This window comes from Vibrio sp. 970 (genome assembly GCF_033339075.1).
Genome location: NZ_JAWOTW010000004.1, coordinates 300,348 through 323,663 on the forward strand (window position 1 = coordinate 300,348; position 23,316 = coordinate 323,663).

The 23,316-nt window shown below is 44.7% G+C and carries 18 protein-coding genes; 6 read left to right on the forward strand and 12 right to left on the reverse strand.

What is annotated here, in order from left to right:
• Nucleotides 1-80: 80 nt before the first annotated feature.
• The 3 genes from cydC to trxB all read right to left on the reverse strand — a co-directional run bounded on the left by cydC (nt 81) and on the right by trxB (nt 4,645).
• Nucleotides 81-1,802, reverse strand: coding sequence for a heme ABC transporter ATP-binding protein/permease CydC (gene cydC, locus R7Q11_RS08380; protein WP_213868395.1), 1,722 nt, complete (start codon nt 1,800-1,802; stop codon nt 81-83).
• Nucleotides 1,795-3,582, reverse strand: coding sequence for a heme ABC transporter permease/ATP-binding protein CydD (cydD, locus tag R7Q11_RS08385; RefSeq protein ID WP_225466353.1), 1,788 nt, complete (start codon nt 3,580-3,582; stop codon nt 1,795-1,797). Before cydD ends, cydC begins: the two co-directional genes overlap by 8 nt.
• 103 nt (nt 3,583-3,685) lie before the next feature.
• Complete coding sequence (gene trxB / locus R7Q11_RS08390; RefSeq protein ID WP_005377991.1) at nt 3,686-4,645, reverse strand: thioredoxin-disulfide reductase; 960 nt, start codon at nt 4,643-4,645, stop codon at nt 3,686-3,688.
• Between the two features lie 359 nt (nt 4,646-5,004).
• On the opposite strand from trxB, the gene R7Q11_RS08395 reads away from it, so the two are divergent.
• Both R7Q11_RS08395 and R7Q11_RS08400 read left to right on the forward strand, forming a co-directional pair.
• Nucleotides 5,005-5,661: a 2OG-Fe dioxygenase family protein gene (locus R7Q11_RS08395; protein ID WP_005377989.1), complete on the forward strand. Its 657-nt coding sequence runs from the start codon at nt 5,005-5,007 to the stop codon at nt 5,659-5,661.
• On the forward strand, nt 5,645-6,880 hold the full coding sequence (locus R7Q11_RS08400) for a cysteine desulfurase-like protein (RefSeq protein ID WP_085569570.1): 1,236 nt from the start codon (nt 5,645-5,647) through the stop codon (nt 6,878-6,880). The genes R7Q11_RS08395 and R7Q11_RS08400 overlap by 17 nt, the downstream gene beginning before the upstream one ends.
• Before the next feature lie 90 nt (nt 6,881-6,970).
• Here R7Q11_RS08400 and R7Q11_RS08405 read toward each other — a convergent pair whose 3' ends face one another.
• Nucleotides 6,971-7,795 (reverse strand): DUF2797 domain-containing protein, encoded by an 825-nt coding sequence (locus tag R7Q11_RS08405; protein WP_005377984.1) that lies wholly within the window; start codon nt 7,793-7,795, stop codon nt 6,971-6,973.
• 336 nt (nt 7,796-8,131) lie between these two features.
• Between R7Q11_RS08405 and R7Q11_RS08410 the strand changes: the two genes are divergently transcribed.
• The gene (locus R7Q11_RS08410; RefSeq protein WP_031781257.1) at nt 8,132-9,469 is read left to right on the forward strand and encodes a GGDEF domain-containing protein; all 1,338 of its coding nucleotides are present in this window, start codon (nt 8,132-8,134) and stop codon (nt 9,467-9,469) included.
• A gap of 143 nt (nt 9,470-9,612) precedes the next feature.
• Here the strand turns inward: R7Q11_RS08410 and R7Q11_RS08415 are convergent, their stop codons facing one another.
• The 3 genes from R7Q11_RS08415 to R7Q11_RS08425 form a co-directional block, all read right to left on the reverse strand.
• Nucleotides 9,613-10,983 (reverse strand): SLC13 family permease, encoded by a 1,371-nt coding sequence (locus R7Q11_RS08415; protein WP_017634863.1) that lies wholly within the window; start codon nt 10,981-10,983, stop codon nt 9,613-9,615.
• 219 nt (nt 10,984-11,202) lie between these two features.
• Nucleotides 11,203-11,937, reverse strand: coding sequence for a vancomycin high temperature exclusion protein (locus R7Q11_RS08420; RefSeq protein ID WP_005388862.1), 735 nt, complete (start codon nt 11,935-11,937; stop codon nt 11,203-11,205).
• Between the two features lie 154 nt (nt 11,938-12,091).
• Complete coding sequence (locus R7Q11_RS08425; protein ID WP_005377977.1) at nt 12,092-13,780, reverse strand: NAD-dependent malic enzyme; 1,689 nt, start codon at nt 13,778-13,780, stop codon at nt 12,092-12,094.
• A gap of 213 nt (nt 13,781-13,993) precedes the next feature.
• On the opposite strand from R7Q11_RS08425, the gene R7Q11_RS08430 reads away from it, so the two are divergent.
• From R7Q11_RS08430 to R7Q11_RS08440, 3 genes are all read left to right on the forward strand, one after another.
• Nucleotides 13,994-16,348, forward strand: a complete 2,355-nt coding sequence (locus tag R7Q11_RS08430; RefSeq protein WP_225466354.1) for a helicase-related protein — start codon at nt 13,994-13,996, stop codon at nt 16,346-16,348.
• A gap of 288 nt (nt 16,349-16,636) precedes the next feature.
• Nucleotides 16,637-17,014: a hypothetical protein gene (locus R7Q11_RS08435; RefSeq protein ID WP_005388859.1), complete on the forward strand. Its 378-nt coding sequence runs from the start codon at nt 16,637-16,639 to the stop codon at nt 17,012-17,014.
• A 329-nt stretch (nt 17,015-17,343) separates the two neighbouring features.
• Complete coding sequence (locus tag R7Q11_RS08440) at nt 17,344-19,017, forward strand: alkaline phosphatase D family protein (protein ID WP_138939964.1); 1,674 nt, start codon at nt 17,344-17,346, stop codon at nt 19,015-19,017.
• Between the two features lie 78 nt (nt 19,018-19,095).
• Here the strand turns inward: R7Q11_RS08440 and R7Q11_RS08445 are convergent, their stop codons facing one another.
• The 5 genes from R7Q11_RS08445 to R7Q11_RS08465 form a co-directional block, all read right to left on the reverse strand.
• Nucleotides 19,096-20,199, reverse strand: coding sequence for a phosphoribosylaminoimidazolesuccinocarboxamide synthase (locus R7Q11_RS08445; protein WP_085569567.1), 1,104 nt, complete (start codon nt 20,197-20,199; stop codon nt 19,096-19,098).
• 204 nt (nt 20,200-20,403) lie between these two features.
• Complete coding sequence (locus R7Q11_RS08450; protein WP_005377962.1) at nt 20,404-20,796, reverse strand: SulA-like leucine-rich domain-containing protein; 393 nt, start codon at nt 20,794-20,796, stop codon at nt 20,404-20,406.
• A gap of 411 nt (nt 20,797-21,207) precedes the next feature.
• Nucleotides 21,208-21,390, reverse strand: coding sequence for a hypothetical protein (locus R7Q11_RS08455; protein ID WP_005377960.1), 183 nt, complete (start codon nt 21,388-21,390; stop codon nt 21,208-21,210).
• 177 nt (nt 21,391-21,567) lie between these two features.
• The gene (locus R7Q11_RS08460) at nt 21,568-22,542 is read right to left on the reverse strand and encodes a molecular chaperone DnaJ (protein WP_017634859.1); all 975 of its coding nucleotides are present in this window, start codon (nt 22,540-22,542) and stop codon (nt 21,568-21,570) included.
• Between the two features lie 76 nt (nt 22,543-22,618).
• Nucleotides 22,619-23,278: an OmpA family protein gene (locus R7Q11_RS08465; protein WP_005377956.1), complete on the reverse strand. Its 660-nt coding sequence runs from the start codon at nt 23,276-23,278 to the stop codon at nt 22,619-22,621.
• Between the last annotated feature and the right edge of the window lie 38 nt (nt 23,279-23,316).

A 23,316-nucleotide genomic window follows, 5' to 3' on the forward strand; every position in this document is an offset into this window, starting at 1 on the left:
GCTTAATTAGGTAACTAATAATACAGGAATAACAAAAGGGCTCATCATTTGATGAGCCCTTCTCGTCACTGAAAATCGAATTATAGAGATTGTAATAGCTGGTAGTAACGACCTTTTTGAGCGAGTAGCGTTGGATGGTCGCCTTGCTCGATGATCTCACCTTGTTCCATCAAACAGATGCTATCCATACTTTCTAGCTCTATCAGTCGGTGTGTAATGAATACTACTGTCTTATTAGCAAAGTGTTCATTGAAAAGCGCCATCACTTTTTGTTCCGTACGCTTATCGAGGCCTTCAGTCGGTTCATCTAAGAGTAGGATTGGGGCATCACGTAGCAATGCTCGAGCAATACCGATTCGACGTTTCTCACCGCCAGATAACTGACGACCGCCGTCGCCTAACCAAGCGTCTAACCCCGGCTCTTCAAGAAGTCCGCCAAGCTCGACTTTTTGTAAAATAGTAGACAGTTGCTCATCACTTGCATCCGGAGCGGCCATGAGTAAGTTGTCACGTAGTGTCCCGTTTAGTACATCTACGCGTTGACTGACCACAGTCATTGCTGATCGCAGGTCCGACTCGCTCCAATCTTGCAGTTTTGTACCACCGATTCGAACTTCACCTTGGTTAACATCCCAGTAGCGGCAAAGAAGCTGAATCAGTGTTGATTTACCTGAACCTGTTTGACCTACAATTGCAGTTTTAGTGCCCAACGGTAGTGAGAGTGACAAGTCTTTCAGCACCTTTTGCTGACCGTCAGGGTAAGTAAAATCTATATTGTCGAATTCAATGTCTAACGTTGTGTCTTTATGTTTCGACTGCTCAGGGAAGACAACGTCAGGTTCAGCCAAAATTACTTCATTTAAACGACGAGCAGAGGTCAACGTTTGACCGAGATACTGGAATGCGCCTGCGATAGGCATCAGAATCTCAAAGCTCGCCATGGTTGCAAACGCAAACAGCGCAATCCAAGGATCAGGAGCACGACCACCTACGCCGTCTGCAGCAAACCAAAGCATCACAACCAGTGTAATGCCGTTCACCAGCATAAGCAGGCCTGAAGCCATGCCCGTTAAGTTCGCGTTCACAAATTGGTTAGACAGCAACTGCTTCTGCTTCTCTAGAATGAGATTACGATAACGTTCTTCTGCTCCAAAGATACTCAGTTCGCTGTAGCCTTGAAGCCAGTCCAGTGTCGCCACTCGCAATTGCGCTTTATGATGAGTGAGATTCTCGCCATTGTTTTTACCCAGTTTATAGAACAGTACTGGCCATACAAACAACATGACGGTAAGAATCGAGCCAAGCAGTAGGGCGAGATGCCAATCAAAGAACGCCAGGACAGCCGTTAAACTCAATATGCCAAAAACACCAATCACGACAGGGCTGATAAGTCGAAGGTAAACGTGATCCATCGCATCTACGTCCGCTACTAGGCGGTTGAGCAGATCGGCATCACGCATCGTAGAAACACGACCCGGAATCAGTGGTGCAAGTTTCTTAAAGAAGAAGATACGTAGATCGGTAAGTAGCTTGAACGTTGCATTGTGGCTAACTACACGTTCTCCCCATCGACCTGCGGTTCGAGCCATTGCAGCGCCGCGTACCCCGGCACCTGGTAACATGTAGTTGAAGGTCTCACGAGCAACCGTCAAGCCTGCCACCGCTGCGGCTGAAATAAACCAACCTGATAGCGTTAATAAGCCAATAGACGCCGCTAAGGTCAGAAATGCCAGTAGCATACCTAGCGAAAGACCAAACCAGTGTTTCTTATAGAGTTTTAGATAAGGGAGTAAATCACGCATCTAAGTTCCCCTTGTCTGTTTCACGTTGTGCGAGGTTCGCTTCCAACATGTCTTTAAATAAGCCATATTCTGTCGACAGTGTGGCGTAATCACCACGTTGAACAATCTGGCCGTCCTGCATAACAAGAATTTGCGATACGTTTTGTAAAGGCGCAAGTTGGTGAGTAATCATCAAATTCGTTGTGGCATGCGCATACTTGTTAATGCCTTCCATAACGAGTTTTTCACTGCGAGCATCTAAGCTTGCGGTTGGTTCATCTAATAACCAAAAACGACCATTTTGTAGCATGGCGCGAGCCAGTGCTAAACGCTGCGCTTGGCCGACAGATAAACCACCAGAACGATCAGATATCGGATAATCCAACCCATGCATTTCAACAAATTCAGCAGCGTGAGAGTCATTCAACACACAATGTACGTCTGCATCCTGAATATTGTGCTTACCTAGTGTGATGTTATCTCGAATGCTACCGTGTAATAGCATCGGGTTTTGACCAATCCAGCTTACTGCCTCTCGCCATGTGGCTAGATCCAGTTGCGACAATTCACAACCATTAATCTTCAAGCTACCTTGATAAGGCATGAAACCGAGGATGGTGTTTACCAAGCTTGTTTTACCTGCGCCACTTGGTCCAACTAAAGCCGTACTTTTGTTGGCTTCAAGAGAGAAGGATAGGGGACCTGCGAGCTGCTTACCTTCCGGACTAAAAATGGTTAACTGGTCCGCTTCAATATGGATAGGGCTGTTTTTATCTAACGCTTGGGTACCATCTTTGATTTGATCGACTTCCAAATCCAGAAATTCGACAATGCTTTCTGCTGCGCCAACCGCTTGCTGTTTCGCATGATAGAACGTGCCCAAATCACGTAATGGCTGATAAAACTCTGGCGCAAGAATCAGAATGAACAAACCAGCAAAGAGCGTAACACCCGTGCCGTAGTAGCCGAAATCGAGCTCCCCGATATAACTAAAGCCAAAGTAGACAGCGGTAATTGCGATAGAAATAGAAGTGAAAAACTCTAACACCGCAGAAGACAGAAACGCGATTTTCAGAACGTCCATGGTACGAGTACGAAAGACTTCTGAAGCACCCTTTAGCGTCTCAGTTTCAGATTTTGTTCTATCGAATAAGCGAATGGTTGTCATTGCTTGCAAGCGGTCATAAAAGTGACCCGACAAACGCTGCATCGCTTTAAAGTTTTTACGGTTTGCTTCTGCGGCTTTCATCCCAACCAGTGCCATGAAAATAGGCACCAGTGGTGCAGTGACCAGGAAGATCAAGCCTGCTGCCCAGTTTACTGGGAATACGACAACCAAAATGATGAAAGGCACTAGTACCGATAATGACATTTGAGGCAAGTAGCGTGAGAAGAAATCTTGCATATCTTCTACCTGCTCTAAGATGAGCGTTGCCCAACTGCCAGCAGGTTTGCCTTTGATGTAAGCTGGCCCAAGCTTATGAACTTTATCTAAAATGAGTTGGCGAATATAAACTCGAATTTGCTCCCCGCAACGGTAACCGGCAAGCTCTCGACCCCAGGTACAAGCAGCTCGACCGATAACCGTGCCACCGAGCCCAACAAAATGCCAAATGAGCTCGGCTTTGTCGACTTGGTCAATGATTAACTGGTGCAGAATGGAGGCGAGCAGGGCTGCTTGAGCCAATAAAAACACGCTTGAAAGTACGCCTAGGCCTATCGCAATCATAAGCCAGCGCTTGGCTAACTTACTTTGTTGCTTCAGCCACTTATTCAAGCTGCTTTGCTTTTTCTTATCCATCGTGAAGGCTTAATGATAATTGTTTTAATGAGGCGGTAGTATACAAAAGAAAACCCAGCGGGAATACCGCTGGGCTTTAAGGATATGACACAAATGTGAAAAGTTATTTGTCACCAAGTGAGTCTAAGAAACGTTCAGCATCTAATGCAGCCATACAACCTGTACCTGCAGAGGTGATCGCTTGACGGTAGTTGTGGTCCATTACGTCGCCAGCTGCAAATACACCTTCGATACTAGTTTGTGTTGCGTTGCCTTCAAGACCTGATTGAACGATGATGTAGCCATCTTTCATGTCTACTTGGCCTTCAAAGATTTGTGTGTTTGGCTGGTGACCAATTGCGATGAATGCACCCATTACATCGATATCTTCTGTCGCACCGCTGTTCACGTCTTTAATGCGGACGCCCGTTACGCCCATATCGTCACCCAGTACTTCATCGAGAGTGCGATCGGTATGAAGAACGATATTACCGCTTTCAACTTTATCCATCAGACGTTTCACAAGGATCTTCTCTGCGCGGAATGAATCGCGGCGGTGGATCAGGTGAACTTCTGACGCAATGTTAGATAGGTATAGCGCTTCTTCAACAGCCGTGTTACCACCGCCCACAACTGCAACTTTCTGATTACGGTAGAAGAAACCGTCACAGGTTGCACAAGCAGAAACGCCGCGACCTTTAAATGCTTCTTCAGACTCAAGGCCAAGGTATTTTGCTGATGCGCCGGTAGATATGATTAAGGCATCACAAGTGTACTCACCTGAGTCGCCTTTTAAACGAAATGGGCGTTGTGATAGCTCTACTTCATTGATGTGATCAAATACGATTTCAGTTTCGAAACGCTCGGCGTGTTCTTTCATGCGATCCATCAATGCTGGACCTGTCAGTCCCTCAGCATCGCCTGGCCAGTTTTCAACTTCAGTTGTGGTGGTTAGCTGACCACCTTGTTGCATTCCCGTCACAAGCACAGGGTTTAAGTTTGCACGCGCTGCGTAGACGGCAGCTGTGTATCCTGCAGGACCAGAACCAAGAATTAATAATTTACAGTGTTTTACGTCGCTCATTATGGCTCCAAAAAGGGCGTAACATTTCCCTCGATTGTATGGAAATTCTTAGTGCTTTAAAAGCATAAACAACGATTGTGATCGAATAATTGGTTATAGATTAGAACCCACTAAATATTGATTGAGAACGTTGACTTCTAGCATAAAATTCTATTCGTAGTAGAGAAGTCTAGTTTCAAATATTGTCAAAGCGTAAAACTGAAACATGGCTCTGTTTTTGTGGTTTGGTTTGGTTTGTTATGTTGTTTTCGTCGTTTTGTTGAAGCTATCAACGTTAAAAGCTGGTAATTGCAGAATATTTGCGTAACCTAGTGTGTAAATTAAATGTTAATTAATGTGCCTCATTAAAGGAGCAAATGATGTTACATTCACGTGAGAATACTCTACATTTAACACAGCTCAGCATGGCAGCAATTGAGCAGCTTTCCCCATCGTTTGAAGAACTGCCTCGTACCGAACATGCAGATGGTCAGTATCGACTACGACGTTATTCTGTGGTTGGTTTTGATAACGGCAAAGTCATCGACTTAAATAAAAATAGCTTTGTTCAATCCTCTGATATCAACCGATTTCAAGGTGATGTTGTAAGACAATTCGAGCCAATTGAGAAGGATATTCTTACCAGCGATGGATTTCGAGAAATGTGTGAATTGTTTGTCAATGCGAATCATCTGCCAAACGGTCAAGAAATAGAAATTCACCAAATCCGTATCAGGGCACTGGAAGAAGAAACCCAAGTAGCACCTGAAGGTGTGCACCAAGACGGTTTTGATCACATTGCAATGGTTGGTGTGGGACGCCATAACATCATCGGTGGCGACATCATGCTGTACAGCAGCCATAACCAAGCCCCATTTTTCCGTAAAGTGCTAGAAACCGGAGAGGTCGCAATCTTGGCTGATAGCAAGCTGTGGCATAACGCGTGCCCAATCCGCTCTGTTATTGATGACGAAGCGGGCCATATGGATGTATTTGTACTCACGGCTACGGATAAGCGTAATGAACTTCAATCTTAATCAGATCAGAGAGCAATTTCCGGCGTTGGCTCAATACCACAACGACAAGCCCGTGACGTTTTTTGATGGTCCAGGTGGCTCACAAGTGCCTCAATCAGTACTAGACAGCATGGTTGGGTATTTAGGTCGTTTCAACGCTAACTTAGGCGGGCATTATTTTTCTAGCCAAGTGACCGTTGACGTAATGCAAAATGCGCGTGAGTCGGCTCAGGCTCTACTTAATGCCCCTTCATCTGGCAATATTGTCTTCGGTGCCAATATGACCTCACTAACCTTTCAGCTTAGTCGCGCGATTAGTCGAGATTGGCAAGCAGGAGATGAGATCATTGTCTCCGCTTTGGATCACTATTCAAATGTATCCAGCTGGCAGCAAGCGGCAGAAGATAAAGGCGTTACGGTTCATCAAGTTCGTATCAACGAAGAAGATTGTACGCTGGATATGGAGCATTTAAGCCGCCTTCTTTCTGATAAAACGCGCCTTGTCGCTGTGACTTATGCATCGAACACGACGGGCTCTATTGTGGATGTACAGCAAGTAGTCAGCATGGCGCACAATGTTGGGGCACAAGTTTATGTGGATGCCGTCCATTATGCGCCTCATCATTTGGTTGATGTTCAAGCGTTAGGTTGTGACTTTTTAGCTTGCTCAGCTTACAAGTTTTTCGGACCGCACGTTGGTATTGCTTACATAGCCGATCAGTGGCTCCACAGTATTCGCCCTTACAAAGTCGAGCCTGCCACTAATATAGGCCCTGGTCGATTTGAAACAGGAACGCAAAGTTTTGAAGGTCTTGCTGGTGTCGTTTCTGCGGTTGAGTATCTGGCTCAATTTGGTGAAGTCGGTTTACCTCTTCGCCAACGGTTGGAGCAAAGCTACCAACTGTATGAACAACATGAACAGCGCTTGAGTGAGCGTTTCTTACAGCGTTTGAATGCATTAGATGGTGTCAATCTATTCGGTATCGCAAAGGAAGATAGCCAACTCCGCACGCCAACTTTTGCGCTAACGTTTGACCGATATTCTCCAGAGTTCATCGCGAAAACACTGGGTGAACATAACATTTGTGTATGGAATGGTCACTTTTATGCGTTGGGCTTAGTTCGTCAACTTGGTTTAGAAGAATCGGGTGGTGTAGTGCGAATTGGTTGTATGCATTACAACACAATAGAAGAAGTCGATATGTTATTCGATGTGCTAGAAAGCATCCTTGACGCATAACTAACGATTTCTTCCTAATAGAAAAACAAAAGCTCGAGTCAAACTCGAGCTTTTTTCGTTTTTATTTGAATCAACGCGTTTTACAAGCGATTACTCACTAACTTCAACTTCATAGGAAGTGAATTTTCTTACATTAATAACGCCAGTATCAAAGATGAGGTATTGACCTTTAATGCCTTGCAAAGTGCCAGTAACAACCGGGTTTTTATCGAAGTTATGCGAAGTGATCTTCGTTGGGTGCTGTTGTACCGGGTAGCTAAGGTCGGTAATGCTTTCGTTTAATACTTCAATGGCATCTTCGCCGAATTGCTGTTTTATCTCGGCAATTTTCTCTTCGACTAAAGGCAATAGCTCAGCAAAACGGTCCTGCAATGCCATAGGTTCACCGTCACCTTTAAGCAGTGTGCGCCAATTGGTCTTGTCTGCGATATGTTTCGCCAGTTCAACTTCAATTAAACCGGAGATATGGCGAGTTTTTACTTTAAAAATTGGCAAGCCCTGAGTCGCGCCTTGGTCAATCCAACGAGTCGGGATTTGAGTATGACGAGTAATACCAACTTTTAAGCTGGATGTGTTGGACAGGTAGACAAAGTGATCCACCATGCAATTCTCTTCACCCCATTGTGGTTCGCGACAAGTCCCTTGATCGTAGTGGCAGGTCTCTGGCTTCATGATACACATGTCGCAGCTTGCTAGCTTTTTCATGCATACAAAACAGTGGCCTTGCGAATAACTCTTTTTCGTTTTCTTTCCACATGAGCAACAAAAAATATTGCCAGTGTGAGTCAGTGTGAGCGTTTTACCCAGAAACGGAGTTAAGTCGATTTCTTCCTCACCGACAGGAAGACGGTAGTTGACGGCACCGTCCAGAGAAGCACGCATTTTGTTTAGCGTGCCAGTTGCAATTAATGACATGACATTACTCATTATTGTGTTTTTGCACAGTATATACTGAAGTGGAGAAGAGATGCAGGGTTGACAGGAGCTTTAAAGTAAATGTCTTGCACTAAATTATTATGCATCGTGTTTTATTTTCTAAAAATTATGGCTGTGAAATGCTTCGCAAATAGAAGTTGAGCTGCACTTTTTAGAAATTTTAAAACGTGATAACGGTTCAAAATCCGTTACTATGTGTCGAAACTAAGAATTGAATGAGAAAGTGATTTTATTTCTTGATAAATCACCTTGATTTCATTTTTTGAAATTATTGAACCTCACGTATTGCATATAATCTCAGCAGGTCACTTGCCCATGAAGTGGATCCATAACTTTATCTTTGCTCTTTCTATTTGCACTATCAGTTTGGTTGCCCTTTATAGTGTGCTTGGCGATACGCGAAAGCTGACCATTACACCTGAGCATTTCAATATCTATGCAACTAAAGATGCCAGTGAAGGAGGTGTGAGTGAGGCTGATATCACATACGATCGGCAAAGCCTAGTTCTTAGCTGTGAACTAAAGCAGAGCTCGTATGCTTGGCCTTACTGCGGAATCTCGGTTTATACCGATTCAGCAACGCCAACACAGGGTATTGACCTTTCCAACTACCATACGATTCGATTGAAGGTGCGATATGAAGAGGCAGGAATAGGGGCTAACCCTAGCCACGACCTACGTTTGTATCTTCGCAATTATAATTCTGAGTATTCCAAGCCGGACGACGAGTACACCATTAAATATAATGGCATGCAGTTTTCTCCGTCGGGTTCGAGCGATATTGTCGAAATTCCGATTAAAAATCTTCAGGTGATGACCTGGTGGTTAGCGGATAACGGAGTCGCGATTGAGCACTCTGCACCTGAATTTTCAAACATCACACGTATTGATATTGCAACTGGGTCTGGTGCGGCACTTGGTAAACATAGAATTGTGATTGATAAAATTGAGTTTGAAGGCGCTTACCTTGCGCAAGAAACATTGTTGTATGCATTATTACTCTCTTGGATGGCGCTTGGACTGGCTTTTTCACTGCATGAGTTACGAAAAAATAGAGTGGCTTATGAAAAAGCGCAAAAGCGTCACCGTCATTTGGAAAAGGTGAATGATACTTTGCGAGCTCAAAACTATGAGTTTGCAGAGTTAGCGCATCGAGATGCTTTGACGGGCGCGATGAACCGATATGCTGTGCAACACTGGCTGGAACAACAATCTCGTCAGGTTCGCTGGGGGCATAACACCTTCAGTATTCTCTATTTGGACTTGGATAAGTTTAAAAAGGTGAACGACAAATTTGGGCACCAAATGGGGGATGACATATTGCGCGAATTTGTCATGGTGGTAGCGACTTCTATTTACTCAGACGATCGACTCGTTCGTTGGGGCGGCGAAGAGTTTGTCGTATTTTGCCCTGATACCAATATTGAACAAGCGCTAGAGAAGGCAGAAATGATTCGCAAAAATGTGGAGGATCATTTGTGGGTGCACGGTGAATCATTAACTTGCAGTATTGGCGTTGCCCAAATGCAGAATGAACGCGTCTCAGAAACCATGGCGAGAGCTGACGAAGTGTTGTATCAGGCGAAGCGCAATGGTCGCAACCGAGTGGAAGCTCATTATGGTTTACTTGCTTGCGAAAAGAAGCAAGCCTGATAGTCGTTCACTAAAAGGAAAGAAAAAAGGTGGCCAACTGGCCACCAAGAGGGAAACTGCTGAACACCACTTAGGGGGGGAAGTTTGGGTTATCGATACGATTACCGTGAGCAGCAGTGTAATGCTAATCGAACTTGCTATTTTTACCAGAACAACCAAGCGAAAAGCGTTAGTGCAGCAATACAGGCAATGTTTAATACGAAACCAATTCGCATCATTTCTTTTTGCTTGATATGACCCGTACCGAACACAATCGCGTTTGGAGGTGTTGCAACAGGTAACATAAATGCACAAGATGCAGCGACGGCAATCAGTGCAGAGAGAATAACCGGAGACATGCCTAAGGCTTCTGCAATGGTCGCAAATACAGGGACAAGTAGCGCAGCACTGGCGGTGTTACTCGCAAACTCAGTTAAGAAGACAACAAAAGCAACCACTGCAAGAATCGTTAAGAGAATACCGGCTTGCTCAAGGAAGCCTGACAAGCTATGAGCCAAAAATACGCTTGTTCCGGTTGCTTTTAGGACGTTACTCAGACAGATACCACCACCAAATAGGATTAACACACCCCAGTCGGTTGTTTTCTCAATATCTTTCCACTCGACGGCGCGAGAAGCACCAAGTAGAAGGATGGCGCCAATGGCTACAAGAGTATCGAACTTCGCGAAGCCACCCAGCATAGCGTTAATAGGCTTACTGAATATCCACAACGTCACGGTCAGTAAGAAAATCGCCAACGTAATCATTTTGCCGTTTGTCCATTCGACTGGTTGATGGTCAAGGTCAAACTTGTGGCTAAGGTCAGGCTTAGTCATCGTGTACAATACGAGGATAGCGATTGGCATTAATACTAGGGAAATAGGTACACCAAACTTCATCCATTCAGTGAAGCTAAGGCCAACTTCAGCTGCTGCAATTGCGTTTGGTGGGCTACCAACCAGTGTTGCAATACCACCAATTGAAGCACTGTAAGCGATACCGAGTAGAACAAACAAAAAGGTGTTGTGGTTTTTCTTGGCGTCTAGCTTTGTCATCACACCCAGCACAAGCGGTAACATCATCGCGGCGGTGGCGGTGTTTGAAATCCACATTGACAGGCCAGCACTCACACCAAATAGCATGAATACAGCGACAGACATTTTTCCTCTTGCCAGCAATAGTACTTTATCTGCAATAGCTTGATCTAACTTTTGTTTATGTAGAGCCGCAGCTAGTGCAAAACCACCCAAAAATAGAAAAATGATGGAGTTGGAAAAGTTATTCAGTGCGGCTTGAGTGTTGAACACACCCAAAAATACCGCAAGTAGTGGTATGAGCAGCGCAGTAATGCTGACGTGAATCGCTTCGGTTAGCCACAAAATAGCAACAAAAACTAAGATGCTCAGGCCGGTTACTACTTGTGGTTCAAAGGGTAAGGTATTAAACAAGATAATGAACAATAGGATATTCGCGTTCAAAATCATGCTGTTGCGAGTGAAGAACCAATTCTTCAATGTCACAGCGAGTGCGGTCATGGGTAGTGCTCCTTTTGCATTGCCTTTTGTCGGTTTTTTTATGGCAAAGTAACTGACTTGTAGTTATTTATTGATGAAATGTTACTTTGAATGCGAAAAAGAGTTTTGCCTGAATCGTAGAGCAAATTAGAAAGTGTGATGTTGAGAATTGGAAATGGGTAGAAAACTACCCATTTGTTTTATAGAAATGTTACTAGGCTTGTGAGCCACGTTATTCCTCTATTCGACGGGGACTTGAAGAGGCTCGTTAGCTGCTTTATTTGGCTCTTTTACTGCGACGATAGGTTCTTGAGGGCCAAGAAACTTAGGCTGCGTATTGATAATGTACAGGTCTAAAAACGCTTTCACACGGGCTAGCAGTTCTCGAACACGCATCGATGTTTTTTGCTTGTTGGCCGTCGGCCCTGCTACCGCGAGACACTGCGCATCAATGCTGTAAGCATCAGCGATGAACAGTGCGCGTTCACAGTGAAAGCGCTGAGTCACAATCAGAAATCGCTCCGAAGCAAAAATTTTTTTTGCTCGTACAATCGAATCTAAGGTACGAAAGCCAGCATAATCAAGGTGAATCACTTCTTCAGGCACGCCTGCTTTAAGTAAGTCGCGTTTCATTGTCCACGGTTCGTTGTATGAACGGTGGGCGTTATCACCACTCAATAAAAACTGTTTTACTTTGCCTTGGTTGTAAAGCTCAATCGCCGCATTAATGCGATGAGTGTAGTAAGTGTTGAGGATCTTTCCGATGTATTTACTGGTACCAAGAACTACGGCAACCTCATGTTGAGGGATTTGCTCGTATTCAGTGAAAATGCTCTCTTTGGCTTGTAAAACCACCCACCGGTCGATGGCAATAACAGAAACAAGCAGACTAAGTGCAGAGATCGACAAAATCAAAGCAAATCGCTTCCAGGAAAATTTCAGCTTCCACTTTGATCTTATGCGAGAAAACAACAAAACGTTTTATATCCTTAACTAAAAATGTAGTTCTCATCATATCTGATAGAAACAAAAAGAGAGAAGCCCATTTATGCCAAAATCTGGTTAGGATGATAAAAAAATAAAAGCCCCTACATGGTAGGGGCTAATTATTAAACGAATTGTCTCAAGCTTAGAACGCAGTGCGTTTGTAACGGCGGTAAACAGGTTGCCAGAACGACTGTTCAATCGCCACGTTCAATGCTTCATCAGTAATTTCTAATGCGACACCTTGTTCAATTGCCTTTTTACCAACGGCAAATGCGATTTTTTTCGATACTAAGTGGATCTCTTCTAGTGGTGGAAGTAGAGCCCCACGACCGTTGATTGCTAGAGGAGAACATGTTGCGAGCGCGCGGCTTGATTCCATTAGCATCTCGTCAGTGACACGTTTTGCATTGACAGCAAGTACACCAAGGCCAATGCCTGGGAAGATGTAGCTGTTGTTACATTGTGCAATAGGGTAAGTGCGACCTTCATGAACCACTGGCTCAAATGGGCTACCTGTTGCAACCAGTGCTTCACCATTTGTCCAACGAATGATGTCGTTCGGTGTCGCTTCCACGCGGCTTGTTGGGTTCGACAGTGGGAAGACAATCGGACGCTTACAGTGTTTATGCATTTCTTCGATGACTTCTTGGCTAAATAGGCCAGGCGCACCAGAAACACCAATTAGTACCGTTGGCTTGGCGTTACGCATAACATCGAGTAGTGAGAAGCCATTTCCTTCATTTTCCCACTCTTTCGTATTGGTATGCTTTTGCACCAAGCGTTGTTGGAAATCAAGAAGGTTAGGCATGCCTTCTTGTAACAGACCCCAACGGTCAACCATGTAAACTTGTGAGCGAGCTTGCTCGTCAGAAATTCCTTCCGATACCATTTGTGCGATGATCGCTTCTGCGATACCACAACCAGCAGACCCTGCGCCTAGGAAGGTAATACGTTGTTTAGAAAGCTGAGTTCCTGCTGCTTTACAAGCTGCAAGTAGAGAGCCAACAGTAACAGCAGCAGTACCCTGAATATCATCATTGAAGCAACACACGCGGTCTTTGTAACGCTCAAGAAGAGGCATCGCATTTTTCTGAGCAAAGTCTTCGAACTGGATCAAAGCATCAGGCCAACGGCGCTGTACCGCTTGGATAAACTCTTCTACAAATGCATCGTATTCTGCACCCGTAATACGAGGATGACGCCAACCCATGTACATCGGATCAGCTAAGCGTTGCGGGTTATTGGTACCCACATCAAGCACGATTGGTAGCGTGTAAGCAGGGCTGATACCACCACACGCGGTATATAGTGACAGTTTACCGATAGGAATACCCATGCCGCCGATACCTTGGTCACCCAAGCCAAGGATACGTTCGCCATCTGTCACAACAATCACTTTAACGTTGTGGTTTGCTGCGTTGTTCAGCAAGTCGTCAATACGGTCACGGTTCGGGTATGAAATGAACAGACCACGACCACGACGATAAATGTTAGAGAAGTTTTCACATGCTGCGCCAACAGTCGGTGTGTAGATGATAGGCATCATCTCAGAAATGTGATTTTGCACTAGGCGGTAATACAATGTTTCGTTGGTGTCTTGGATATTACGCAGATAAATGTGCTTATCCATATCGCTTTCGAAACTTTTGTATTGCTGGTAGGCACGTTCCACCTGCTCTTGGATAGTTTCGGTCGACTCTGGAAGCAGACCTTCTAAGTTGAATGAACTACGTTCTTCAGCAGAGAATGCACTGCCTTTGTTCAAAAGAGGGGTTGCTAAAAGAGCCGGACCCGCATATGGAATATATAGTGGGCGTTTATCGTTGTTCATTGGGTGCCTTATGTAGGGTTGAAGGATGCGCACCAAATTTTAACGGGTTCACTATTTAGTTGTAAACATGCGTTGATGCACATCAATGTAATGTCGCAAAAAAATTCAGATACCGACGAAAATATCGGCAATATTGGTTGTTTAGAGATACCTAAAGCAGGATTTTTTTACTTGGGTATAATGTTTTGCATCATCAAATCAAATCCAATTTCTATGTTTCAACTACCTATCGACAGCCTGAAAGCCGAGTTTGACCATCATGTAAGCCTTAACCATCTTGTGGTGGAAGCCGAAACCGGGTCGGGTAAATCTACCCGCTTGCCCATGTGGGCGGCAAAACACGGACGCGTTCTGGTTATTGAACCACGTCGAATTGCTTGTACCTCGCTGGCTGAATTTCTTGCGGAGCAATCAGGAGAGCCAATGGGTCGCAAAGTCGGTTACGCGATCAAGCTTCATGCCTACTTTGATGAAAAAACCGAAGTTGTATTTGTGACTCCGGGGGTTGCACTGCGTTGGTTTTCGGAAAACAAGCTAGCAGACTTTGATGTCGTGATAGTGGACGAATTTCACGAGCGACGCTGGGATATTGATCTATTAACCGCCATTTTGAAGCAAGAAAATCAACATCGATTGATCGTCACTTCCGCTACCTTAGAAGGCGAAAAGCTTGCTCGTTACCTGAATGCTAAGCGCCTGAGTTCGGAGGGACGTTGCTTTCCAGTCACGGTGACACATCGTTCTACAGACAGCCGCTATTTACCGAACAAAAAGGGATGTGAACAGGAGGTTGTCGGAGCGGTAAAAGAAGCACTGGAAGATGAAGATGGCGATATTCTTGTTTTTCTCCCAGGACGCAAAGAGATCACCCAATGCGCGCAGATGCTACAAAGCAGCAGTGATGTCATGGTGGTTAAACTTCATGCCTCGGTCAGTGATGAAGAACGACATCGTGCGTTGACGGTACAAAAGCAACGGAAAGTCGTATTGGCAACCAACGTCGCGGAAACCTCTCTGACCATTCCTAATATCCGTGTGGTAATCGATAGTGGTTTAGAGCGCAGAACTGTACAACGAAATGGACGTACAGCACTGACATTAACCAACATTTCTAAGGCCAGTGCCGCGCAGCGAATGGGGCGAGCAGGTCGCGTTACCGAAGGGGCTTGTATTCGTCTATATGGTGAGCACGCGCCTTTAGAGTTGGTGACACCTCCAGAATTACACAGAGAAGAGCTCGTCGAGCCCATGCTGGCAGCGGCTTGTTGTGGGTACCGTCTCTCAACACTCGATTTTCTCGACTCAATTCCAGAAAAGTCGCTAGAGGCATCTCATTCGACGTTGTTATCCATGGAAGCGATTGATGAGGATGGCAATGTCACGCAGCACGGGAGAAAAGTATATCCACTACCCATTGATGCACTGTTTGCCGATCTCGTTACCAGAATTCAAGCGAAGCCAGAGAAGGAAGCAATGATTGATTTGGCTGCCGCCTTATCTGTGCCTGCGCAGCTCTATCAGCGACAAAGTGGTGAAGTTGCTGAGCTTCTATCTCAAGAGGAGCCATACGGATGTGATGCCTCTTTGTTGATCCGTTTGGTTCGGGGGGAGCGACTTCCGGGCATTGTCATTGATGCCAGCGCACTCGAAGAGGCACAAGGTTTAGCGAAACAAATGCGAGAAGTATTTGAATTACCGGAACTTGACGTTGCCTCTCGATATAAACGTGAAGCGCTCTTTTTCTCCATCGCCTCATTGCACCCTGAGCTTGTGTTTGTCCGACGAGCTCGTCGAAGGGATGCTCTAGGAAATGGCGTAGTCGAGATGCTGGTTGGGCGTAACAGCCGCTTTCCTGACAAAGAAGAAGCGGCAATCGTGCTAGACAGCCATAGCGTGCCAGGACGAGGCGTTAAGCAAACACTGAACCTCGCATCGGTTATGATGCCTATCCCGCTGACATTATTACGCGAACTTGAATTTGGGGAGTGGCAACAAGGTGAGACGAATTATGAAGAAGATACGCCAAGAGCAACAATGCACTTGGTCTACGCCGGGCGAACAATCTGTACTGAACATCAAGCGTTAAAAGGTGATGTTGCTGTTCATTCTATTGTCGAAATGATAGAAGACGAGACACTGTTACCAGGTTTTGCTTCTCAAAGAAAACAGCAAATCCAACACTGGAAACTCTACAACGCATTGGGCCTTAATGTCGAAGGAGAAGAGGTTAACGACTTGGCCTCCTTGACATTTTCTAGCTGGTTAAAGGATCAGTTGGAAACATTAGGCGTTGAAAACATCGATGATATGGCGTTGTTTGAACCAGAAGACTTAACATTTAACGGTGTTCCAGAATGGGAATACGACGATTTCACGGAGCAGTACCCTTTAGAACTTTTGCTGCCAGAACTCCAACTAGATGTCGAGTATTACGCGTCTCGCAAGCTGGTACAGGTCGTTTATCGAGAGGGAAACCGTAAGGGAGACCCGAAGCGTTGGGAGCTGCCACGTTGGGCGGGTTGGAAGATACAGTATAAAAAGGCCAGTCGAGTGATTGATGTAAAGTAGGTCGGCGGATGACGTTGTGACAAGAATTGATATTTTCTTGGTGAATCTATAATAATTTCATATTGATAGCGTTACTTGCGTGTTGTTTTTAGTTTCTTAATTGAAATATTAATCAATTGAATGCTTATATATGGCGAAGCTGTACATCAGTTGTTACAAAGCTGGTTTTAATATTTCCTTTTGTATGTAAATTAGGGCATAAAAGACGAATGTTTTATATCCCATTGCTATATCAAAACAGTTGAACGATATTTGGTATATCTCATTTTCGAGTGTCGGGGGCATAGAATGGATCAACAAGGAAAGACGTGCATTGAATTCGACTACACTAGCTTTTTAGGAGCGACAGGTAGTAAAAAATGGACCTTTTTAGAGGCATTTGCCACCATCGCGCCTATTTTCGGTTTGATGTGGAAACAGAACATTGCGGAATTGCGCAAGCCTGAAGATCGGTTGTGGGATGCCGCATTAAAATCGATGTCTTCTCGTAAAAGTGATGAATCCAATTTGGTCCGCTTAACCCAGCTAGCTAAACATGAAGGGATCAATGAATTGCGAGTCGTTATGCCATATTCGCTCGATGTTCAGCAAATCGAGTACATAGAATCTCGCAGTCAGTTGAAGGTGGATACGTCAGAACAAGATGTCCTTAACATCAAGTTTTAGGCTGAGCATTTCCACTTCATCGATGTACCACTTAACAATAGTGCAATGAAAAGCGACCTCAAAGTAGGTCGCTTTTTTATTTTGAGGTTTTTGTCACAGGTCTTGGAAGTGTGATGAATATAGAGTATTTGCACTTAAATTAACAAAAATGTAACGTTTGGAAATGCAATTGTCATAACTAGCTTCTAACTTTGTGTTTTTAGGACAAATTACCGACTAAGTGGTTGGTACTGTAAGTTCGAATTAACGTCCCTTATTGGCACACAAGGATGATTGAGTCACCACGTCATTTGGGCATAAAAACAAACACAATAAGAAAGGAAGTCAATATGTCTTTGTCTCGTCGAGACTTTATGAAAGCTGCCTCTTCAACGGCGATTGTTACCGGGCTGGTGGGCTGTGGTAGCGATGCTAGTGAATCTGTTGCGGTTACCTTTGAGCACGGAGTGGCGAGTGGAGATCCTACTCAAACACAAGTAATCATTTGGACTCGTGTTACAACCTCAGCGAGCTACGCAGATGTAAGCTGGCAAGTTTCATCTAACGAAAATTTTACTGATATCGTGCAAAGTGGCACTTTTGCCACAGACACGAGCCGAGATTTCACGGTAAAAGTCGATGTTCAAAATCTCAACGCAAATTCTCGTTACTACTATCGATTCATGGTTGGTGATGTCACTAGCGAAGTCGGGCAAACTCAAACATTACCAGAAGATGGTGTAGAAAAGGCATCCATGGCGGTTGTTTCTTGTGCAAACTATCCTGCTGGCTATTTCCATGTGTACCGAGAGATTTTAAATCAACATGAGCAAGACCCGTTTGATGTGGTGCTTCATCTCGGTGATTACATATATGAGTATGGTGCTGGTGGCTACGCTAATGAAGATGCTGAGGCACTAGGGCGAGAGCCAAGCAAAGGCACTGAATGCATTACCTTAGATGATTACCGAAAACGGTATGCGCAATATCGCCAAGATGCTGATCTGCAAGCGTTACATGCGAGCCTACCAATGATTGCTGTCTGGGATGACCATGAGCTTGCAAATGATACTTGGAAAAATGGTGCGGAAAACCATCAAGAAGAGGAAGGCAGTTTTAATGATCGTCGTGCAGCTGCGGCTGCCGCGTGGACAGAATGGTTGCCCGTTCGTGAAAACACTTTCTCAAACATGCTGATTTACCGTCAGTTTTCGTTTGGAAGTTTAGTCAATTTGATGATGCTCGACACGCGACTTGTGGGGCGTGATAAACCGTTGGATTATTTCTCGCTCAGCTCACCAACGATGGAAGCTATTGGCGGTTTAGTTGCTCAGTCGCGCAGTCAAGACCGAGAGCTGTTAGGCGCTGACCAACTCGCTTGGCTGATGGATGTGTTCAGTACGCACGACGCAACTTGGAATGTGCTAGGGCAACAAGTGTTAATGTCTCGTATGGAGTTGCCAAGTTCGGTTATGACCGCGATGTTTCAATTGTTTACTGCCACTGAAGAACAAAAAACAGAGGCGTTATTAGCGGTAAACTCTGCGATTACGGGTTATCTCTCTGACCCAAGTTTAGATACCATTGCTTTGCCATATAACCTAGATGCATGGGATGGTTACTACGTTGAGCGAGAGAGCGTTTATCAACTGGCCAAAGCCAGCAGTGGTAACTTTGTCTGTTTGGCAGGAGATACGCACAACGCATGGGCAAGTGAGCTTAAAGACATATCTAAGCATCCTATCGGGGTAGAGTTTGCGACTAGCTCGGTGAGTTCCCCTGGGTTAGAGGCCTACCTCGCGTTAGACCCTGTCGCGATCGCTCAAATGGAATACACGCTGCCGCACTTAGTGTCAGAATTACAGTGGGCAGACATCAAACAGCGTGGCTTTATGCGCGTTACTTTTACGCCCGACAAGGCAGAGTCGACCTGGTATTTCGTATCAACGATTAAAGACAAAACATATCAGGTGACGACTAAGTCAGCCTTTACAACAGATGGCACTACGTTAAACATCAGCTAAACTGAACCTAATATGAAAAAAGTCCGCAAGCTAGTGCGGACTTTTTATTGGAAAGCGTTTAGCAATCTAGCGACAGTGCTAGTCAATCAATCCGTATTCTTTGCTCAGAACTTCGATGATTTCCGCTTTCGGATTCTCACTCAAATGAATCGGCTTGCCTGTAATCTTCTCGGCAATACCAATGTAGGTGCTCGAAATCGCCATCAAAGATTCGACGGGTAAAGCATTATCACGAGCGAGTGCTTCACGCTCTGGCATACGTTCTTTGTTTAGCAAGATATCTGGGTCAGGGAAGTGGTTAAGTAGGAACTGGCGGAAACCTTCTTTTGAGTTCTCTACGATGTGACCTGCTTGGTACTCTTTAGCATCCCATATACGAGACGAGTCTGGTGTACCCACTTCATCCATGTAAATCAGCTTTTCATTGCCAGCAGCATCATGAACATAACCAAATTCGAATTTGGTATCGACAAAGATTTGGTCGATTTCTTCTAACGCTTGGCTGATAACGTTAAAGCCTTCTTTCAGCAATTTTTCGTAGAGTGCGATATCGTCAGCGCTTGAGAAGTTAAATGCTTCGTAGTTGTCTACGATGTTTTGACGAGTAATATTTACGTCATCCGCTTCTGGCACACCGGGAATGCCTTTTAGAATGCCTTTTGTGGATGGGGTCATTAGCAACTCTGGCAGTGCTTTGTCTTTTCCTAACCCTTCAGGAAGTTGGATTCCACAAAACTCGCGCTCGCCATTTGCGTAAGCGCGCCACATCGAACCCGTGATGTATTTGCGGCAGATGGCTTCGATTTTTACCGGTTTGGCTTTTTGTACAATCCAAACAAAAGGGTGAGGAATGTCTAGAATATGGCTATCTGCTAAGCCATTTTCTTTGAACAGTTTGAACCAGTGATTAGAAATCGCATTAAGCGCAGCCCCTTTACCCGGGACACCATTAAGACCACCTTCAGCATGCCAAATACAATCGAATGCAGAGATTCGGTCGCTAATCACCATGATAGCCAAAGGCGCATCTGGAGCGACATCGTATCCTTTTTCTTTGATCAGTCGGGCGCTGTCTTCTTCAGTTAACCAGTAAACTGAACGAACTTTTCCACTATGAACGGGTTTATGGGTGCGAATTGGCAGGTCGTCATTGACGGCAAGTACTTGATTAGCAAGGCTCATTGCGACATTCCTATCATCTTAATCAAACGTCAGAAAGAGAAGATATTCAGCAAAATGTGGGCGCTGAATAAATCGAATGTGGGCATCATACCAGAACTATTTTAACTCGCCAGAGAAAAAGCAAACGTTTGCTTGTTTTCTTTAATACAAAAAAATGCCCCCTTAAAAAGGAGGCGAGATGCAGGATGGATAACGTCGAACTTATTAGTGGTACTTATTAACTCTGCCTTCGACGAAAAAGACTTCACACTGATAGCGCTGCGCCATGTCGCGCAACATAGATTGATTCATAAGTGCAATTTTATTTGATGCAACAACAGCACTGGCATTGCCTGATCGGATGGCTTTGATCACGATCTCGACTTCTGAAAGCTGTTGAGAGGGCTTCATTTGAATAACGTTTTTACAGCAAATATTAGAAGCAGTGAGTTGTTCAAAGTCTGGACGAGGGCAGTCTGCTGTAAACAAAATCCATTGTTTCTGCTGCGATAAAACAGCCAGCTTAGATAGAAGCTGATCCGAAACGGCCATGGGCTTAGTTGCTTGTGCCAATACGTTGTAACGAGAGTATGTATGAGATTGACTTTGTAACTGCATCTTACTGTTCCTTTATACATGCTGTATGTGTATACAGTAGTTTGTTTTGGTGACCTGATCAACCAGTTTCTCAAAAGTTATTTGCGGTTTTTTGAGAAGGAAATAAAAGGATTTGATTCTAAGTAATTGAATTTATGTGGTTGTTTTTCATTTTTGATATGTCTAACATCAATTTAAAAATGTGAGGTGAGTAGAAAACTGGACGAGAGACATACAGGGGTTTACTACTGTATATACAGGTGTTTTTCACGGACAATGGTTTGTATACAGTGGGAGAGGGCTGATAACCGATGCGACGTGCTATGTAAGATAGGAGGGAATACGAGATAGAGATTGGAAATAGGGCTTGGCCGATCAAAAAAGCGCCTTAAAAGGCGCCTTTGAAAATCAGTTCCGTTGATTCCGTCTTGCTTAGCTCGCTCGTTGCAAGCGTTCGCGCATTTGTAATTCGCCTTGGTTAAATAGGCGCACGTCGATTTTCGCCATATCGTAGCAAGCTTTACATGAGTAGTGGTGCTTGCCATCTAAATAATCGTGACGAGTTACAAGGCTAGGTTTTTTACACCAATCACAGGTGCCTTCTTCAGTGAACATTGATTTTCTCCCCACCTAGATTAATTTGAGTCGTTAGGTGTTATTTTGCGCCGGGCATTATCGCATAAAAGCGCGACTTAAGTTAAATGTCTGTTAATTTGTTTGAGAGGGAGATCGATTGCGGCGCTTGATTATATAGGTCTAAAAGCATGCTAGCCAAAGTATCCTGACCTATTTTTACTGTTTTGTAACATTTTGTGAGACGAGCTTAAAGGCATGATTGAGTCGCTTCATTTCTTCTTCACTGCCTCTTGTGTCAGGATGATAAAGCTTTGATAGCTGTCTATAGCGTAGCTTGATTGCTTGTAAATCAGGGATGTGTTGTGGTGTGTAGCCAAACATAGCACACGCGACGCTTAGCTTATGGTTCTCTGCCTGGGTTTTGGATTTCTTAAACTCTTTGAATACTTTCTCTAGCTGGCGTTTCAGTTGCTTGTTCGTAAACTCTAGCTCTTTTATTTTTTTCGCCATTCGTTGATTTTGGCTTTCCTCTTTGGCTTCAAGCGCTTTTCTATTCTGCTTAAGTTTCTTGATTACGAGAAAACTTAAGCCGCTGATGATGAGTATCGCCGCTAGCCAGATCAGCCATAAAAACTGCGAGTGTTCTACTTTGGGGTTTGCAACTGTGCTTTTCTCTTCCTGTGCTTGCTCAGCCTTTTTATCGAGCGACTTTATTTGCGAGACTTGTTTAGCTCGCAGTTGGTTGAAGCGCTGCTCTAACAGTTGATTATAAGCTTGTTCTGCTGCTGGATTATGCTGAGAAGCCATTTGATACAAGGCTTCAGTCAATTGAGAAGTTGTGACCTTATCTGGATTGCGCTGAATAAAATCGGCGAGAAGAAAGCCACGATCGGTTGGGTCATTGAGTGCGATAGAGGTTAGCCAATATAACGCTTGTGTTTCATTTTTTTCGCCATTTATCCCTTTAGCAAAGTCGTTCGCGAGCTGTTTTTGTGCAGGGAGGTAACCTTGGTTGGCGGATTGCTCTAGCCAGTAGCGCGTTTCTGGTGAGGCTTCAGCTTCGTTTGATGCCAATAATTGTTGTGCGTACTCGTATTGTTCGATGGGGTCATTTGGAGCTTGAGAGGCAAGTGAGTAGCCAGAAAAGCTGAGGCTAAATAAGCAGAGTAGGGCAGACGTTTTGACAGACATTAATATGTCAGGCCTAACGATAATGGTTAGGCCTGCTCCGGTAATTTTTTATTATTACCGTTATGGTGCAACCAAATTACTTCAGTGGCAAGATCTGGATTTCAACACGACGGTTGCACGCACGACCTTCAGAAGTTTGGTTTGAGCAAATTGGGTTACGTTCGCCGTAGCCGCGTGCAATTGCACGACCAGGTGCAACGTTTTGAGATACTAGGAATTGACGTACGGACTCTGCACGGCGCTCTGACAACGTTTGGTTGTATGACTCACTACCTGTGCTATCCGTGTAACCGTCAATAACGAGACTGGTATCTGGGTACTCAACTAGGATGCGAGCAACACCGCGTAGAGTGTTATGGATACTAGCATCAAGCTGGTAAGAGCTTGAAGAGAAGCCGATACCGTTTTCCATACGCAGTAAAAGCTGATTTTCACCAACACGCTGAACTTGTACGCCAGAGTTTAGCAAAGCGCGACGTAATTCCGCTTCTTGTTGGTCAAAGTAGTAACCAACGCCAGCGCCAGTCGCTCCGCCTGCGGCTGCACCAATGAGTGCATGCTGACGACGTTCTTTAGCATCATCACCCGTTGCTAGGCCGATTGCTGCGCCAGCGATCGCACCAATAAGCGCGCCTTGCGTGGTGGAGTTAGTTTCGTATTCACCCGTTGTTGCATTTTGGCGTTGAGTGGCTTGACAGCCAGTAAGAGCTAGCACTAGAGCTAGTGCAATAGGCATCTTTTTCAAGGGAAAATCTCCGTATAAAACTGAGGCGA

What these genes read in the sequence shown, in the direction of transcription:
- R7Q11_RS08465 (WP_005377956.1), bottom strand. Translation starts at nt 23,278, where the DNA reads ATGCCTATTGCACTAGCTCTAGTGCTAGCTCTTACTGGCTGTCAAGCC.
- R7Q11_RS08455 (WP_005377960.1), bottom strand. Translation starts at nt 21,390, where the DNA reads ATGTTCACTGAAGAAGGCACCTGTGATTGGTGTAAAAAACCTAGCCTT.
- R7Q11_RS08450 (WP_005377962.1), bottom strand. Translation starts at nt 20,796, where the DNA reads ATGCAGTTACAAAGTCAATCTCATACATACTCTCGTTACAACGTATTG.
- R7Q11_RS08410 (WP_031781257.1), top strand. Translation starts at nt 8,132, where the DNA reads ATGAAGTGGATCCATAACTTTATCTTTGCTCTTTCTATTTGCACTATC.
- R7Q11_RS08425 (WP_005377977.1), bottom strand. Translation starts at nt 13,780, where the DNA reads ATGAACAACGATAAACGCCCACTATATATTCCATATGCGGGTCCGGCT.
- R7Q11_RS08435 (WP_005388859.1), top strand. Translation starts at nt 16,637, where the DNA reads ATGGATCAACAAGGAAAGACGTGCATTGAATTCGACTACACTAGCTTT.
- R7Q11_RS08460 (WP_017634859.1), bottom strand. Translation starts at nt 22,542, where the DNA reads ATGTCTGTCAAAACGTCTGCCCTACTCTGCTTATTTAGCCTCAGCTTT.
- R7Q11_RS08400 (WP_085569570.1), top strand. Translation starts at nt 5,645, where the DNA reads ATGAACTTCAATCTTAATCAGATCAGAGAGCAATTTCCGGCGTTGGCT.
- R7Q11_RS08440 (WP_138939964.1), top strand. Translation starts at nt 17,344, where the DNA reads ATGTCTTTGTCTCGTCGAGACTTTATGAAAGCTGCCTCTTCAACGGCG.
- cydC (WP_213868395.1), bottom strand. Translation starts at nt 1,802, where the DNA reads ATGCGTGATTTACTCCCTTATCTAAAACTCTATAAGAAACACTGGTTT.
- R7Q11_RS08430 (WP_225466354.1), top strand. Translation starts at nt 13,994, where the DNA reads ATGTTTCAACTACCTATCGACAGCCTGAAAGCCGAGTTTGACCATCAT.
- cydD (WP_225466353.1), bottom strand. Translation starts at nt 3,582, where the DNA reads ATGGATAAGAAAAAGCAAAGCAGCTTGAATAAGTGGCTGAAGCAACAA.
- trxB (WP_005377991.1), bottom strand. Translation starts at nt 4,645, where the DNA reads ATGAGCGACGTAAAACACTGTAAATTATTAATTCTTGGTTCTGGTCCT.
- R7Q11_RS08395 (WP_005377989.1), top strand. Translation starts at nt 5,005, where the DNA reads ATGTTACATTCACGTGAGAATACTCTACATTTAACACAGCTCAGCATG.
- R7Q11_RS08405 (WP_005377984.1), bottom strand. Translation starts at nt 7,795, where the DNA reads ATGTCATTAATTGCAACTGGCACGCTAAACAAAATGCGTGCTTCTCTG.
- R7Q11_RS08415 (WP_017634863.1), bottom strand. Translation starts at nt 10,983, where the DNA reads ATGACCGCACTCGCTGTGACATTGAAGAATTGGTTCTTCACTCGCAAC.
- R7Q11_RS08445 (WP_085569567.1), bottom strand. Translation starts at nt 20,199, where the DNA reads ATGAGCCTTGCTAATCAAGTACTTGCCGTCAATGACGACCTGCCAATT.